At 58.2% G+C, this 16,317-nt stretch carries 11 protein-coding genes; 9 read left to right on the top strand and 2 right to left on the bottom strand.

Annotation, left to right across the window (positions count from 1 at the left end):
* Positions 1 to 258: 258 nt before the first annotated feature.
* From AC4OR5_RS30465 to AC4OR5_RS30440, 6 genes are all read left to right on the top strand, one after another.
* Positions 259 to 1,029: a YaaW family protein gene (locus AC4OR5_RS30465; protein WP_003124228.1), complete on the top strand. Its 771-nt coding sequence runs from the start codon at positions 259 to 261 to the stop codon at positions 1,027 to 1,029.
* A complete protein-coding gene (locus AC4OR5_RS30460) occupies positions 1,022 to 1,975 on the top strand; it encodes a hypothetical protein (protein ID WP_003158595.1) in 954 nt (317 codons plus the stop codon). The genes AC4OR5_RS30465 and AC4OR5_RS30460 overlap by 8 nt, the downstream gene beginning before the upstream one ends.
* Positions 1,976 to 2,224: 249 nt before the next feature.
* Positions 2,225 to 3,253, top strand: coding sequence for a radical SAM family protein (locus AC4OR5_RS30455; RefSeq protein ID WP_003158594.1), 1,029 nt, complete (start codon positions 2,225 to 2,227; stop codon positions 3,251 to 3,253).
* The gene (locus AC4OR5_RS30450; RefSeq protein ID WP_003119453.1) at positions 3,250 to 4,116 is read left to right on the top strand and encodes a histidinol-phosphatase; all 867 of its coding nucleotides are present in this window, start codon (positions 3,250 to 3,252) and stop codon (positions 4,114 to 4,116) included. Before AC4OR5_RS30455 ends, AC4OR5_RS30450 begins: the two co-directional genes overlap by 4 nt.
* 5 nt (positions 4,117 to 4,121) lie before the next feature.
* Complete coding sequence (locus AC4OR5_RS30445) at positions 4,122 to 5,243, top strand: hypothetical protein (protein WP_031640407.1); 1,122 nt, start codon at positions 4,122 to 4,124, stop codon at positions 5,241 to 5,243.
* 62 nt (positions 5,244 to 5,305) lie between these two features.
* A complete protein-coding gene (locus tag AC4OR5_RS30440; protein WP_049308275.1) occupies positions 5,306 to 6,040 on the top strand; it encodes a glycosyltransferase family 32 protein in 735 nt (244 codons plus the stop codon).
* On the opposite strand, the gene AC4OR5_RS30435 is transcribed toward AC4OR5_RS30440, so the two are convergent.
* A complete protein-coding gene (locus AC4OR5_RS30435) occupies positions 5,995 to 7,524 on the bottom strand; it encodes a glycosyltransferase family 9 protein (protein ID WP_058160775.1) in 1,530 nt (509 codons plus the stop codon). The genes AC4OR5_RS30440 and AC4OR5_RS30435 overlap by 46 nt on opposite strands.
* 263 nt (positions 7,525 to 7,787) lie before the next feature.
* On the bottom strand, positions 7,788 to 8,915 hold the full coding sequence (locus AC4OR5_RS30430; RefSeq protein WP_003158590.1) for a hypothetical protein: 1,128 nt from the start codon (positions 8,913 to 8,915) through the stop codon (positions 7,788 to 7,790).
* A 322-nt stretch (positions 8,916 to 9,237) separates the two neighbouring features.
* Here AC4OR5_RS30430 and AC4OR5_RS30425 point away from each other — a divergent pair, with 322 nt between their 5' ends.
* The 3 genes from AC4OR5_RS30425 to AC4OR5_RS30415 are packed head-to-tail and all read left to right on the top strand — an operon-like array spanning position 9,238 to position 16,288.
* Entirely contained in the window at positions 9,238 to 10,719 is a 1,482-nt protein-coding gene (locus tag AC4OR5_RS30425) for a sigma-54 interaction domain-containing protein (RefSeq protein ID WP_003158589.1), read from the top strand.
* Positions 10,720 to 10,769: 50 nt separating this feature from the next.
* Positions 10,770 to 14,150 carry a DEAD/DEAH box helicase family protein gene (locus AC4OR5_RS30420; protein ID WP_031758998.1) on the top strand — a complete coding sequence of 1,127 codons (3,381 nt, stop codon included), beginning with the start codon at positions 10,770 to 10,772 and terminating at the stop codon, positions 14,148 to 14,150.
* Positions 14,151 to 14,158: 8 nt separating this feature from the next.
* Positions 14,159 to 16,288: a DNA recombination protein RmuC gene (locus AC4OR5_RS30415; RefSeq protein ID WP_016253785.1), complete on the top strand. Its 2,130-nt coding sequence runs from the start codon at positions 14,159 to 14,161 to the stop codon at positions 16,286 to 16,288.
* Positions 16,289 to 16,317 lie beyond the last annotated feature (29 nt).

Here is a 16,317-nt window from a genome sequence, read left to right as displayed (position 1 = left end):
GCCGCGGCCTCTCGTTTGAACTCGGCGGAAAACGTACGTCGTTGCTTGCTCATCAGACACCTCTCTCACGGCGAGGATTCTCGCCTAAATCGGTGTCCGGGATCAGTAGACCACTACAGATGTGTGCCAGGTGAGCAGAGAAAACGATAAAGGATTAGCTATGTACGGTAATGAGTATGCGAGCCGACCGGTTGTGTTGACCTATAGAGTGAGGCTGATCAGTCGGGACGCTTACCAGCAGGACAAGGAGTCGCTGTAGTGACTAGCAACGATATCAGCAATACCCGTCAGCTTCTGGAGCGTGTCAGCAACGATGATCTGGAGCCTCTGGTGGAATACATCCTCAAGGCCCGAACCGAGTCCTTGTCGAAGCAAGTGGACTTCAAGCGCTGGCACCCGGAACACCGCCGTTATGCCAGTGCAATCCTTGATGAGCTGCGTTTGTTCGGTGGCAACAGTTTCGCCAACCTGTGGCGCAAGAGCGGGCCTTCCTACACCGAGGTGGTGCGAGATGTTGCCGGTAAGCTCAAGGTCAAGGGTGTTGGCTCGATGGAGCTCATCGAGCTGGAGGAGGCGATGGTGCAGTCGATCCTACGTCAGGCGTTGGAGAAGTCGTCGGGCGAGGATCGTCGCGAGCTGGAAGAGATTCTGCGCGAGGCGGGACTCGACAAGACCAAGATGACGGCTCTGCTGAATGGTTCGGCACTGAGTGGGCTGGTGGTGCCGGCCGTAGCACGGATGATCCTCTATCGCACTTCGACGGTAATCGTGAATTCGATGGCCCAGCAGTTGCTTGGGCACGGGCTGCGCAGTGCGGTGGTCGCTGGGGGAACCTTTGCCGGCGGTCGTGCCGTCGCCGCGCTGGCTGGGCCGGTCGGCTGGGTCATAGCCGGTGTCTGGACCGCCGTGGATCTGGCTGGGCCTGCCTACCGGGTCACCATTCCTTGCGTATTGCATATCGCCATGCTGCGTCTCAAGGCTCGTGCCGAGGCAGCGACCGATTTCATGAATGGAGCTTTCGATGGCTGAGCTAAATGTGATCTTCGATGTTCCGGAGGCGATTGCCGAGGGGCTGAAAAACGGTGTTTACGAACGTATCGGTGGCGTCATCCGCAGAGTAGGTGACAAGCAGATCGTGATGTGGTTGCAGGAAGGTGTTCTGCTGGAACGCGATACGGCCGAGCAACTGCTCAAACAGGGGGCCGAGCAGGTCCAGTTGCTGCGCCAGCAGGCTGAGCAGCTGCAGCTGCTCGGTGTACAGCAGCAGATGATCATGGGGCTGCAGGTGGCCAATCTGGCCGTTAGTGTCGCTGGCTTTGCGCTAACGCTTTACAAGTTACAGGGTATCGAGAACAAGCTTAAACACATGGATGGCAAGCTCGATGACATCCGGCAGGGTGTGGAGTGGCTGGATGCCAGACAGATGATTGGCCGACTGGCCCCTCTGCATGCCTCCCTGCAGCATCTACGCGAAGCCGGGCTGTATCGCAACACCACACTGATGCATCAGCAACTGGGTATTGCCAGCAGCCAGCTCGCAGAGAGCCACAGTTATTTTGGCGGGCTGCTGCAGCATGTGGGTGAGCGTGCGCTTGAGTATCTACAGCCTGGTGAGTTTGGGGCCGCTTACCGTGGGTGGGTGATGTCGGCTCAGGGGCGGGTACAGGTGCTGGCTCGGCTAGGTGAAATGGATGTGGCTGCGCAGCTCGCCAATGACTTCAAGGAGCGTCACGCTGGGTTCGGTCGGCAGCTGCAGCAGAGCCTGAGCAATCCAGCGCTGCGCCTCAGGGCGGGTCGGCAGGGCGAGACCAATCATGCTCGTTTGCTGAATATCGCTGAGCAGGCTGTCGGTGCGCACGAGATCATCCGCGGTAACGTAATGCAGTTGGAGTTCATGCGCGATGAGCAACTGGATCTACCGGTTCTCAATAGCCCGGCAGGATATCAAGGGTTGGCGTTCTGCCGAGTGGGCTGATTGGCTGCGATGGTAATGCCCCAATTGGCAGATTACCTGTAGCAGCCTGCCGTACAAGAGCAGCGGATACTGCTCCACCTCATTTATCCGCACTCGGTGCAGATCCCGCAATTGCAGGTCAACGTCCCGTACTGAGGTTGGCCTGCCTCCCTCTTTGCATTCCTAGCGCGGGCCTTCATGGCCAACGCTGCACTTCCTTCAGGACAGTTGCCTGCGCTGCTGGCGCGAGGCTTTATGGAGTCATCGGACATGGATCTCCAAGGTCATCTGCTTTACATCGACATCACCCAGATTTGTGGAATCGGCTGTGCCTTCTGTATGTACGCCGACAAGCACAAGGCGGGCATCAGCATGGAGCTATCAACGTTGGCGCGGGAAAACCTCGCCCGGTTGATCAATGCCCCAGAGGTCAAGCGCATCTCCGTCAGTGGCGAAGGCGAGCCGCTCAACAACGCCAAAGTGTTCCACGAGATCCTCGGATTGTCCGAAGGTGGCAAGTGCTTCGAATTCATCACTAGTGGGTTCTACCCACATGACAAGATGGCGGACTTCTATGACGCCACCAATCGCATCGTCTCGGGCAATGGCGACACCTGTAACATCCGCCTGAGCGCCGACAGCCACCATATCGAGAAGGTCAAATGGCGGGCTCATGGCTTCAGTCTGGACTATCTGAGGCGCCGGCGGCCGTCCGGGCTGAGCTTCTCGTTCCGTTCGATCGACACCGATCGCGACTTCACTCGCGAGTATCTGAAGTCCGAGCTGGCTCGCTGGGGAGTAGAGGCAACCATCGAGCCGCGGAGTGTGCTGGAAGACGTCCTGGTTGCGGGTGGTGAGTGCTTCGGCATCGACTACAAGAACCTGGTGCACCCCGCTCCTGGAATCGCCCCGGGTTATCTAGACATGCAGGGGTACATCGAGGCGATCGAGTCCAAAGTCAACAAACGCTTCACTTTCGGCAGTCTGAACAAGCCGCCGCAGGCTAACGGTTTGGATGTCACGGTGAAGCCTAGTGGTGACTTGTACTTGTACGGTATCGAGAACCAGCGCCTAGGCAACATCCACTTTGATCGGGTCGACTGGCAACGGTTGGTCGCCCACGTGCGGGAGACACCGTTGACCCGAGCACTCTATACGCACCCCTTGACCGAGTTGCTGGCGCGCCTGGAGAGCACCGACCTGCTGCGTTCGATCATTGCCAAGGCGAACAACCCCTACTGGCTGGTGAAGGAGCTGGCAGGTCATGCCGGGTTGCTCGAACAATGGGAGGTTGCATGATCGACTCACACAGCCACACCTCTTATTCGAAGCATGCAACCGGCACCGTCGATGAATTGGTTCGCGCCTCGATCGCTGCCGGCGTGACCATCCTAACCATCACCGACCACGCGCCATTCCCCGTGGATACGGACAATCGTCTGCTCGCGTCCGAACTTGATCGCTATTTCGCCGACATCGAGCGGGCGCGGAAGATCTACCAGGGGCAGATCACCATCCTGTGCGGCCTGGAACTCGACTACATGCCTGGCACCGATGCCTTCAATCGCGAGCTGCTTACTCGTTACCCGATGGACTTCGTAATCGGCTCGATTCATTACGTGGAAATTCCAGACGAAACCATGGTGAAGGTATGGGAGCTGCCGCGCCTGGCCGGGCAGACGTTCCTGGACCGCTACTTCGCCAACCTCGAAGGGCTGTTGGACAGTGGGCTGTTCGATGCCGTAGGGCACGCCGACACTCTGCTGCGTGGCGTACCGGAAGACATTTTCCTGCGCCGTTTCGAACCTTTGCTGGCACCGCTCACCCGAAGCGGTATTGCCTTCGAGCTCAATGCCTCAGGCCTTCGAAAGTCGAGCCTGGATCCTGCAACGGGGAGGGAGGTTCAGGGCTTGTGGTCTTATCCGTCTCGGGAATTGGTGGCGCAGCTCATCGCACACGAAGTGCCCTTCACGGTTGGGTCCGATACCCATGACCCGAGTGACGCCGGCTGTGGCATTGCCGAACTGCTCACGGCCCTGCGGCCTTTGGGGCTGAAACGCATTAGTTACTACGAGAGGCGCCGACGAATCGATGTCGCCCTCGACAGCCTGCCGTTGCTGGGCACGCCAGCAACTTTGACAGAAGGACTTGAACGGCCTTGAACATGATGACCCCCGAAAAATCACTGCTTTGGTCCGAGGTGCTTAAGAGGCCGGTTGATGTCCAATTGGCGATGTTTCGTCAGGCTTCCGCTCAGCCCTGTGCTGATGATGTGAAGACAGGTTTCCGCGCGTTCGCCGCCGACCTGTTTGCACGTAAACTGGTCAGCATGGCCGAGTATGTTTCGATTTTTGGCGGCACTGCCCTTAACTGCCTTACACCTGCCGGGTCGGGGTTATTCCGCGACATGGCCACGGGCACCGATGCCACAGCATTGGCCGGGATCTACAGCCGTGCAAAATACGGCAGTGTGGGTGATATCCAGTATCTCGCACGACAATTGATCGACTACCTCTGTGGCGAGCTGGATAGGTCAGATTCGCAATGGTCATGCCTGTTCCGGAACGCCAAGGCCTGTGGTGACAACGTGGTGATGATGACCACTGGTTGGCGTAACGTGCCGTCCACGGCGAACGTGCTCTATGAGATCGTGGTCGAGGAGGTCAACGTCAAATTGGCGCATTTGGCGTTGCCGACCATCATCAACGTCAAGCTACCCAGGATTGCGCCACCCTGCGAGGACTACGCCAGCCTCAGCACCGAGGAGCGGGAGCACGTCAATCTGGTTCAGGACCACGTCATTCCGGCTGAAAACTTCTATCGTTGGAGCGGTGTGCATGTGATCTTCGGCGACGATGTGTTGGTTACCGGATCTACTGCCGACAAAGTGCTTTATGAATCCATGAATAACGGTGCAAAGTCGTTCCGCGCAATCTATCCGGTGGCGATCGATCCCCGGGTGGCGCTGGGCGACGCCTCGGTTGAGGATCGGCTGAATAGTGTGGTGGTCGAGCAACGGCTGGACGATACCGTTGCGGAGCTGCTGTCTGCGCGGGACTACCAACCTATCTTGCGCACTCTTCGCCTGTTGTTCGGGGAGGGAAACCGAGAGTCTCTCGCCGCTTTCTTACCGAAGGTGCCTGCACCGACCTGGTTGCGCTTGTACAAGTCTGCCTTGGGAAATGAGTTTCTAGGTCAGGTGCAATGCGCACCCTCCTTGGTGTTGCTCCGGGATTACCTGACAGATGCCGGGTTGCTGAGTGCTGATGGCAGAGCGATTCATCCGTGAACAGCTGCCTTCATGGTTCCGTGCGATATGTGAGCTATTGGGAAAATGCCCCAGGGCAGGTCATGCCAGCCTATGTCGCGCTGGCATTGGTCTCGATGCGTAGAGCCCTGGGTGAGCGCTTTCAATTGCTTACACCGCGGTCGGTCCAGGGCCTGATCGACCCTCGAATCCTTGGTAAACCATGGTCCTTTGAACCATTGCCATTCACCCTGGCGGAGGGGATCGAGGCCATAGTTGCCAAGAGCGACTTCATCCGCATGGCCTTCGTCCATCAACATGGAGGCGCGTGGGTGGATGCGGACACACTGTTCTTGCGCGACCCAACCAGCTCGCTGTTTCCGGCAGGCCTTAGTTATAAGCTGCATTGGCATAGTGAATGTATTTTCGCGTCCCAGCCGGGAAACCCCCTGCTTGCCCGGGCGTTGTCTACTGGATTGGAAGGAGGTGCCCATGCGTGGGGTAATCCTGGGCGTATCAAGGACATCGTGGCGCAATCTGCTGACGAGTTGGTGCCTATTGCCGGAGATGTCATCGACCCCGGCTACCGTCCACGGTACAACTTCGCAAGCTGTGAGGTGATGCGTCGCCAGGATGTGAACGTTGCAGATTTTCTGGTGAGAGATGCAGCCATGCTCAAGCTCTACAACACCTACTTTCGGCGTACGGCCAAGCGTATGGAGTCTATTGAAGAGTTTCTCTCTGGCGGTACCTTGCTGGCCAAATTGTTCCTGCACATAGAGGCTGATCGTGGCTATTGGCTAGGAGAGAGCGAGCGGCTGATGGGCGCCGTTAGTTGATCTGGGGGTGTCAGCGTTACAGCGCTTGCGCGCAGATGAATCTGACACTCACGGACCTCGCTCAGGTTTAACTGCTGGGCTATCACCTCATGAACAGTCGGTGTGCCGCGGTGAGGGGAGGCGTGGGCAACGTACAACCATGCGGGCACGCGCGTTGGTAATGGGCCGAACTCGAGCTCAATGCGTACCAGGTCGAATACTTCAGTTGTCCGTCCGCTCGGGGTCCAGGCGAGCGGAGCTGTGCGATGGTCGGGCTGCGCCACTTCGAGAGGACATTCGAGCTCCAAGTTTATGGTCCCGGGGTGACAGTCTGCGACCTCGGGGAAGTCCTTGCTGATCAGTGGCAACTGGCGAGCGAGGGTTCCCTGCGCGACGCCCAGACCGGGCACTATCCGCGCTCTGAGCGAATGGAGTTGCTCAGTTTTGGGTGTAGTGGCCAACAACTCGTGAAGGTTGTCCAACAGAGCTTCTATTGAGAACGCATTCATGTCCTTCTTGCCGGTGCGCCGAATCTGACCAGTGTGTTGCTGGCTATAGACGACCCGAGTCAAAGGAGAAGGTGGGGGCAGCCACGGGTTGGCTTGTCCAGCCATGGCTGGGTAGATTGCCACCAGCTTTGTTTCTAGGCCGACCGCCATGTGAACGATTGCCGTGTCGACACTGACCACGACCTGTGCGCAGCGGATGTACCCGGCGGCATCCTTGGGGGATGCCAACCCATGGACGACGCGCACGTTGCGTCTAGCCGCCGCGACTTCCATACGCAGCGCATCTTCTCGGGTCTCGGGGCTGCATAGGATGCCGACAGACCGGGTTGGATAAGCATCGGCGATGGCGTGCAGCAAACTCACGGATCGGTCGAAGGCTAAGCTTTTGTCTGGGCGGCTGGCGTAGGGATTGAATAGGATTCTCGGGGCGGAGGTGGCGTTCGGCATCGTGTCAGGAAGGGGAACGATGTACTTCCTATCGACCATGCGTGCACCCAAGTCCATAAGCACGCGTCGGTAGCGCTCGGCCATGTCGAGACCGGCAGTTGTTTCACCGAACTTGCGATTGACGCAGCGTAAACGGTCATCGAAGGAGTACACGCGGGCCGGGCGCAGCAATCGCAGAAACAGGATCTCCGCAGGCTGGATTCTCCCTACCAGATACACCACAACATCGACCTGTCCAAGCTGCTGCGCTAGGTGGCGAAGTTCGAGCACTCCAGGATTGGCGTTTGTGATCACGACCTGATCCACACCAAAGTCCAGCGCGTGCATCTGGGCAAGCTCTTCGACCGTCAGCACGGTCACCCGGGCATTGAGTCTGCGAGCCTCACGAAAGAAGAAAGACGAAACGATCGAGTCACCCAGTTTGGCATCCCAACGGGGTACGAGAATGTGCAGGCTTTCTTTCGCGCTTCTGGGCTTTGGCAGCCTGTCGGCCAGGAGACGAAATACCACGCGCGCGACTACTCGGCGAAAATCCCGCAGGAATGACATGTTGCTCAGATGCTCGATTTTCTATGAGGGCTGGGATTAGAAAGCCAGCCTTCTTGTAGCTGCAAACCTCTCCACCACAGTAGCGACTGCTCTGGGTCGAGCGTTACGGCTAAAGCGGCTCTCGATGCAGTATTCATCGGGTTGGAGCGCGTGTCCCTTTTTCGGATTGCCGGGCTGGAGGGGGCATGTAGTGGCCTATCACGAGACTGTCTGGAACGGATGGACCACTACGTTTACTTGCTTTGGGTAATGGGGCTGTCTCGTCAGCAATGATTCTGAGCGCGCAGCACGCGAATCAGATGCTCCACGATTCTTCCTGCAGAGATATTCAGGTCCGTACTTTTACCGTCAGAGGGAGGCGCCCCATACTCGCTAGAGACGATATCTTGCAGACACAGCATTTCTGGGAGTCGGGCCCGGGTCGGCGTACATGGCGCCGTAAACGACAGCAGAATGCAAAGGATAACCTTCTCGCGCAATGTGCCTCGTGGACGGTGGTCTCCGGACCTGGCCATGGCCTCGAATAGCTTATGCAGGAAGCAGGACAGGTGGAAAAGCTCATCCTCGCTCAAGGGATTCCGTCGGCTGACGGAGACGCTGACATTGCAGTTGAAGCGCGCATCCTTGCTTATGGGGGGGAGCATTTGCCCAGGGTTTAGGAACTCGTTTACGACTTCGAGTACGTCGGCTTGCAGGCCCTCTACAACAAAGTCGAAGCATTCTGCTCCGCCTGTTTCATCCTCAAGGGGTTGGCTGTGGCGCATGGTGATCGGTGGCGCAGCGGGGGCGCGCAGCGACCCATCTCGTAAGACCACGTCGGTCCAAATGCCGAAGGACTCTAGGGAGTTCAGTGCAGTCAGAATGACTTCGACTATTTGCTGGCGATAGTTTCTGTTCAGCTGTCCTGGGTAGTCGAAGATCGCTCCTTCAATTTCCTTGATCTCCCAAAGAATGCGATGCAAAGGGGCGGTTGTTTCCCGGTACCAGTGATGAAGAGCTCGTGCGAAACCAGGCTCTTGCTCAGCCGAGGCCCCATATCTCTGGAGTTGCTTCAGATCGGCCAGCTCTTGCTGTGCAGCTTTGATCACGGTTAGTAGCTGTCTTTCCCGTGACTTTATGCTTTTGGCCAGCTCGCTGCCGGCAGCGAGATTGCTGATCCTCGTTTGTCCTGCAACCGACTCATCGAAGCGGGCAACCGGCAAGCGTATACCCTGCCCCAGCAGTTGATCGCACCAGCTAGCGAACGTCATGTCTTGCGCAGTTCCGGCTGGAATCGTGCCCCTAAGCGCACTGTCAAGCTGGGTTTCTTCCAGCGCGGAAAAATCAGCCAAGACACCATATTTGCTCAGAACACTTAGTTGCGCGGCCCTGACTTTCTGTTTCAGCTCCAACGATTGCACTCCATGGCGGGCTCTTTGACACGGCAGGGCTCCCTGCCAGCTTGATGTGAGCATGCCAGTTGGTCTGGCAAACTGCCGGCATCGACGGCAACATCTCCTTTTGACGGATCGTGTTCCCTTTGCTGGCCCGTGCCGGATTGACGCATCCGCTTTCCATGGGGGAGTGCGAGGAGTTCTACCTGCGCCTCTGCACAGCCGACAGTGGACAAAGACCCCAGTGGGTCAATGGTTTAATATCCGCGACGCGAATCGCAGCACAATTTGCTCCTGTCTGGGGTAGCAGCCAGGAGTTTGAGTCGGGAGTACAGGGACAGTGTCGAAGAAGCCGCGGGTATTGACTTGCTGGGTAGGGGGGAACGATCTCAAAGCTGTTAACGACAGCGAGGTCGGGCCGATTTTGTCGACCCTGCGGGTTGCGTCCTTTGATCGTGTCGAGCTGCTTTGCTCTTACCCTGTCGAGCGTGTTGAGCCCTATCTGGCATGGCTGCGCGAGCGTGTCGATATACCGGTCGAGGCTCATTACGAATCTCTGAGCTCCCCAGTCCACTTCGGGGAAATCTACCAGGCCGCCAACAAGCATCTGGAGCGCTTGTCCGCTTCCCGCGCTGATCTTTCGATTCTGCTCAGCCCTGGTACTCCCGCCATGCAGGCAGTGTGGATACTCCTCGGCAAGACCCGCTACCCGGCAACCTTCTATCAATCCTCCCTCGAACAAGGCGTACAGCAGGTTGAGGTGCCATTCGAAATAGCGGCCGAGTACGTGCCTGCCGCCAATAGCATCACTAGCGCCAAGCTACTGGAGCTTGCGGGGCAAAACATTCCTGGCAACGCAGCCTTCGACAGCATAGTCACGCGGAGTGAACGCATGATGATGCTTAAGGCTCAAGCGCAGGTCTTGGCGCAGAAGCAGGTTCCGGTGTTGATCTACGGTGAAACCGGAACCGGGAAGGAGCTATTTGCACGAGCTATCCACAACGCCGGTCCACGTGCTGGGGCCCGCTTCATTCCGGTCAACTGCGGGGCTATTGCGCCCGAGCTCATCGACTCCACATTGTTCGGCCATAGAAAAGGTGCATTCACCGGGGCGGTGGAGAATCGAGATGGCGTGTTCCAGCAGGCGCATGGAGGCACTCTATTTCTGGATGAATTTGGTGAGCTGAAGCCGGACGTGCAGGTTCGACTTTTGCGCGTTCTCCAAGAAGGCACGTTCACGCCAGTCGGGGGGACGCAGGAGCTAAAGGTTGATGTGCGGTTGATCACGGCTACCCATCGAAATCTGATGCAGGAAGTGGCTCATGGGTGTTTCCGTGAGGACTTGTTCTACCGGGTCGCCGTCGGGGTTCTTCATCTACCGCCCCTGCGAGAGCGTGAAGGGGATCTGCTCTTGCTGGCAGATGCGCTGCTAGAAGTCCTCGCTAAGCAAGATGCCTCGCTGACTGGTAAGAAACTTTCCGCTGAAGCAAAAAAACTTATTCTGAGACATCCCTGGCGTGGCAACGTCCGGGAGCTTCAGTCCACATTGCTTCGATCTGCCTTGTGGTGCCAGGGCAGTGCTATCGGCGCGGAGGATATTGAGCAGGCGCTGTTCCAACTTCCCTTGGAGCAAGTCGACGTAATGGCGCGTGATGTTTCACAAGGCATTGATTTACAAGAGATTGTGGCTGAGGTTGCAGGGCATTACCTGCATAAGGCGCTCACTCTCACCGGGCACAACAAGACTCGCGCCGCCAGCCTGTTAGGCCTCAAAAGCCAGCAGACGCTGAGCAATTGGATGGACAAATACGGCATCGAGTAAAAACTTGGCACGGTCCTAGCTCTAGGACTGGCATGGACAGAATCGCCTATATGAAATCAGTCAATTTCGAGTTCCTCCGCCCCGGCAACGAACTGCTGGCTAACCTCGCTGGTCTGGCTGAGGCCGTACTGCATATCGACCCGGGCAGTGCATTGACGCGTCTGCGAAGCTTCGCCGAGGAGCTGACCAAAGCCATCTACAAGGAAGAGCTGCTGCCCCGCATGCCGCAGTCAACTTTCTACGACCTGGTTAAAAACTCGGTGTTCACGGATTGCGTCAGCAAGCCTCTGGTTCACCAGATCAACTTCCTGCGTATCCAGGGCAATGACACCGCTCACGGTGCGGAAGGTGACCTGCGCAATGCACAGCTGGCACTGAAGACTGCCCAGCAGCTGGCCATGTATATGGCCATCAAGTACTACGGCACTGCGCAGGCCGATATTCCGCCCTTTGCCGAGGTGCAGGATCCGACCGCGACCCTCGCCAGCCTGCAGAAGACCGTCTCCAGCTACGAGAAGGAACTCAATCAGCAGCAGGAAGAGCTGCAGCGCGTCATGGAGAAACTGGACCAGGAGCGCACCCGCAATCTCGACAAGCTGGAGCCGCCGGCTAAGCCTGACCAGCAGAAGCGTCAGCAGCAGAGCCAGATGGTCGCTGACAGCCTGCAATGGAACGAGGCCAAGACTCGTACCCTGCTGATCGATGCCATGCTTCTGCAGGCCGGCTGGGATGTCAGCAACCCCGCTCAGGTCGGTCAGGAGGTGGAGGTCGACTTCCCGGATAACACCTCCGGCAAGGGGCGTGCGGATTACGTGCTATGGGGTGACAACGGCCAGCCGCTGGCCGTGATCGAAGCCAAGAAATCCGGTAATGTCAGCCTGCAGGCCGGGCGCGAGCAGGCCCGCATGTACGCCGACGGCTTCGAGCGTATGGGCATGCAGCGTCCGGTGATCTTTTACAGCAATGGCTACGAAACCTTTATCTGGGACGACCAGCAGTACAACACCTACCGTCCCGTCTACGGCCTCTACAGCAAGGACAGCCTCGAATACCTGATCTACCAGCGCCAGTACCGCATTGCCGAGGTTGAAAAGCACAACCCCGAGCTGAGCATTGCTGATCGGCCCTACCAGATCGAAGCGATCAAGACCGTCGCCGCGCACTTCCAAAAGCAACGCCGCAAGGCCCTGATCATCCAGGCTACCGGCACCGGCAAAACCCGTGTGGCCATCGCCCTGGCCGAGTTGCTTCTGCGCACAAGTTGGGCCAAGCGCGTACTGTTCTTGTGTGATCGCAAGGAACTGCGGGTACAGGCCGATGATGCCTTCAAGCAGAACCTGCCCAGCGAACCACGCTGCGTGATTGGTGAAACCAACAAGGTCGATCAGACCGCGCGCATCTATATCGCTACCTACCCGGGCATGATGAACCGCTTCGCCCAGCTCGACGTGGGCTTCTTCGACCTGATCATTGCCGACGAAAGCCACCGCAGCATCTACAACAAATACCGCGACCTGTTCGACTACTTCGATGCGTTGCAAGTGGGCCTGACCGCGACGCCAGTGAAGTTCATCAGCCGCAACACCTTCGACATGTTCGACTGTGAAACCACCGACCCCACCTTCGAGTTCGGGCTGGATGCCGCCATCAACAACGAACCGCCCTACCTGGTGCCGTTCCGCGTACGCGACCTCACCACCGATTTTCTGCGTGGTGGCATCCATTACAACGACCTGAGCGATGAGCAGAAGCGTCAGCTCGAAGAAGATCTCGGCGAAGAGGAGGCCAAGCGCACTACCATTGCCGGCAAGGACATCGGCCGCAAGATCTTCAGTGAAGACACCGACCGCATCATCCTGGAAAACCTGATCAACAACGGTATCAAGGACGAAACCGGCTCACTGGTCGGCAAGACCATCATCTTTGCCCAGCGCCAGGAGCACGCCGAGCACCTGGAAGAGCTCTTCTGCAAGCTTTACCCGCAATACGGCAGCAAGGTCTGCAAGGTCATCCACAACGCCATTCCGCACGTGGACACCCTGATCAAGGAATTCAAGAAGCCGGACAACGACTTCCGCATCGCCATCTCGGTGGACATGCTCGACACCGGCATCGATGTGCCCGAAGTGGTCAACCTGGTATTCGCCAAGCCGGTCAAGTCCTGGGTCAAGTTCTGGCAGATGATCGGCCGTGGCACGCGCCTGCGCCCCAACCTGTTCGGCCCAGGCAAGGACAAGAGTGAATTCCTCATCTTCGACCACTACGGCAACTTCGACTACTTCGAGCAGGAGTATCAGGAGCCGGAGGACACTGGCGGCAAATCCCTCCTGCAAACCACCTTCGAGGCACGCGTGGAGCTGGCCCAGGCAGCGCTCAAGCACAACCATGCAGTCGCCTTCGATACCGCCATCGAGCTACTGCGGGCGGACATCAACGACTTGCCGGACACCAGCGTGGCCGTGAAGCGCGAGCTGCGTGTTGTGCATCAGTTGCAGCAAACCGCGCTGCTGAAACAGTTCGATGCCAAAACCCAGCACCTGCTGATGGACAGTATCGCCCCACTGATGTCGGCCCGGGTGCTGCGCGACAAACATGCCACCGCGCTGGACAAGCTGATCGCAGGCATCCAGCGCTGCCTGGTCGAGCAGGCCAGTTGCTTTGAGGATGGCAAGATCACCCTACTGGCCGAAGTGGACAAGCTCGCCGTTAACATTCAGGCCGTGCGGCAGAAGGATGCCGTGATCGCTGAGGTGCGCAGCGCCGAGTTCTGGCAACAACCCAGCATCGGCAAGCTGGAACATGCCCGCCAGGAGCTGCGTGGCATCATGAAGTACCGCCAGACCGACACCGGGCCTGGCTATGGCGTAGACACCACGCGAACCGCGGATGGCAACGTCCAGGGCGAAGAGCGTGTGGTGTATATCGCTGGCGCCAACGAAGCGATGATCTACCGCCGCCGCCTCAAGGACATTCTTGACGGCATGCTGGCCGCCAATCCAACCCTGCAGAAAATCCACAAGGGCGAGCCGATTGCCGAGCCAGAACTGAAGACGCTCACCTCGACCATCCTCACCAGCCATCCGGGCGTCAGCCTGGAAGTGCTCAACGAGTTCTACGGCCGTACCGCGGATCAGCTGCACCTTACCGTGCGCGAGATCATTGGCCTGGATGCGCAAGCCATCGAGGAGCATTTCAAGAGCTTCCTCCATGCCCACCCCAGCCTCACCGCCCAGCAGGTTCGCTTCATGAATCTGCTGAAGAACTACATCGCGCAACACGGCAGCATTGTCGTGGAGAAACTCTACGAGCCGCCGTTCGACAGTATTTCCCACGAGGGTATCGACGGCGTCTTCGCCCCCGAGGATGTCGGCGAGTTGGTCGCCGTGCTCAAGCCCTTCCTGCGCGGGGATGTCCCGCCAAGCAGTCACTAGGAGTGATCATGCAAGCTAGCCAATGGACGACAGAAATCATCGTGATCTGCGGGGTGCTCGCTATCGCCGCAGCGGTTATCGGCTATGTGGTCGCTGCCCTGCGTCAGGGGAGGCAGATCAGCCAGCTCAGTATGCAGCTTGAGCAGGCAGAGCTGGCCAGGGCGTCGACTGAGGCTCAGCAGCAATCTCTGCAGATTCAGCTCAAGGCAGCAGAAGCGCGCAGTCATGAGCTGCAGATCGAAGAGGGCAAGTTGAAGGCGCAGTTGCAAGCATCGGCCGATACCATGGCGCGTCTTTCTGCCGAGCTGCATGAGCGTAAAGCTGCCGGATCGGACTTGCAGGTGAAACTGGAAGAAGCAAACCGGCAACATCATGAGTCAGCCAGGCGTCTGGAGGCTGTGCAGGCTGGTGCCCAAGGGCTGCAGGAACAGGTGACCGAACTGCGCGGGCGCCTCGATACATCGACAACCACAAATGCTGCGTTGCAAGAGGAGCGTGACCGCCTCAAGGATGCCTTGGCGAGCGAAGAAACACGCGCGAAGGTGGCGGAAACCGCCGAGCGTGAAGCTCGCGAACAGCTTAGCGAGACCAAGCACAAGCTGACCGAGCACGTGCAAGCCCTCGACACTTTGCAGAAGCGCTACCAGTCGACGAGCAATGAGCATGCTGAGCTGAAGACCTCCCTGGACAAGAGCGAGAAGCAGGTGGCCGAGCTACGTGAGCGCCTGGCTCAGGCTCAGGCCACAAATGAACAGCTGCACACGGATCGTGACCGTTTGAAAGACGGACTGGCGGATGAGGGCAAACGGGCCAAGGCCCTGGAAACTGCCGAGCGTGATGTGCGCAGCCAACTTCTTGAAACCAAGGAAGCGCTTTCTCAGCAGGTGCGATCGTTCAACGAGTTGCAGGAGCGCCTGAGCACACTTTCGTCCGAGCACACCGAACTCAAGACCACCTTGCAGAAGCGCGAGGAGCATTTCCAGGAACAGATGGCGCAGTTGGCCGACACCCGCAAGTCGCTGACCCAGGAATTTGAGAACCTGGCCAACAAGATCTTCGAGGAGAAGGGCAAGACCTTCACCCAGACCAGCCAGACCAGTATCGATGGGATGCTCAAGCCTTTCCGCGAGCAGATCGAAGGCTTCCAGAAGCGCATCAACGAAGTTCACGACGCCTCGCTGCAAGGCAACACCAGCCTAAATGCCGAAATCAGGAAGGTGCTGGAAATCGGCCTGCAGATGAGCAAAGAGGCCAACAATCTGACCTCGGCCCTCAAGGGTGACTCCCAGCAGCGCGGTGCCTGGGGTGAGGCGCAGCTGCGTCGCACATTGGAAATGAGCGGCCTGATCGAAGAGGCGCACTACGAAGTGCAGAGCGCCTTCAAGGATGCCGAAGGCCGTTCCAGGCAGACCGATTACCTGATCAAGCTGCCCGACGGCAAACACATCATCATCGACAGCAAGGTTTCGCTGGTTGCATACGACCGCGCCGTGTCCGCCGAGTCGCCGGAAGAATGCCAACTGGCGATGACCGAGCACGTCAAAGCCGTACGCAAGCACATCGACGACCTCGCCTCCAAGGACTACACCAACCTCGTCGGTATGCGCAGCCCCAGCTTCGTGCTGATGTTCATGCCTGTCGAGCCGGCCTATATCGAGGCCATGAAGCACAACAAGGACCTATTCGAGTACGGCTACAAGAAAGGCATCGTGCTGGTCTCGCACACCACCCTGATTCCCATTCTGCGTACCGTCTCCAACCTGTGGATGATCGAGCGCAGCAACGCCGAGGCGCGGGAAATCAGCGAGAAGGCGGGCGAGATCTACAACCAGGTCTGCACCGTGGCCGAGCGCCTCGGCAAGCTGGGAGGCACCCTCAACACCGTCAGCAACCACTACAACGACACCGTCAAGGCGCTGGCTGGTAAGCAAGGCCTCTACGGCAAGGTGGAACGCTTCAACAAGCTCTCGGCCAAGGTCAGCAAGACCCTGCCAGCGCTGGAGCCCACTCACATGGACTTCGAGAACGAGCGGCTTGCGCTGATCGTAGAGGCGCTCGACGAAGCGCCGGAGCCAGCCGACGATTTGCCGCAACTGATCCAGAACAGTCACGAAGGCGAGCTGCTACCGCAGGCCTGACAACCCATTTTTGAACGAGAGAAGTACCC

This window comes from Pseudomonas sp. YA1, from assembly GCF_058680555.1.
Note: the sequence above shows the minus strand (reverse complement) of the source record. Positions and strands in the feature narration are given on the sequence as shown.

Coding starts and splice junctions, on each gene's coding strand:
- AC4OR5_RS30415 (WP_016253785.1), top strand. CDS start 14,159: ATGCAAGCTAGCCAATGGACGACAGAAATCATCGTGATCTGCGGGGTG.
- AC4OR5_RS30455 (WP_003158594.1), top strand. CDS start 2,225: ATGGATCTCCAAGGTCATCTGCTTTACATCGACATCACCCAGATTTGT.
- AC4OR5_RS30435 (WP_058160775.1), bottom strand. CDS start 7,524: ATGTCATTCCTGCGGGATTTTCGCCGAGTAGTCGCGCGCGTGGTATTT.
- AC4OR5_RS30460 (WP_003158595.1), top strand. CDS start 1,022: ATGGCTGAGCTAAATGTGATCTTCGATGTTCCGGAGGCGATTGCCGAG.
- AC4OR5_RS30420 (WP_031758998.1), top strand. CDS start 10,770: ATGAAATCAGTCAATTTCGAGTTCCTCCGCCCCGGCAACGAACTGCTG.
- AC4OR5_RS30445 (WP_031640407.1), top strand. CDS start 4,122: ATGACCCCCGAAAAATCACTGCTTTGGTCCGAGGTGCTTAAGAGGCCG.
- AC4OR5_RS30450 (WP_003119453.1), top strand. CDS start 3,250: ATGATCGACTCACACAGCCACACCTCTTATTCGAAGCATGCAACCGGC.
- AC4OR5_RS30440 (WP_049308275.1), top strand. CDS start 5,306: ATGCCAGCCTATGTCGCGCTGGCATTGGTCTCGATGCGTAGAGCCCTG.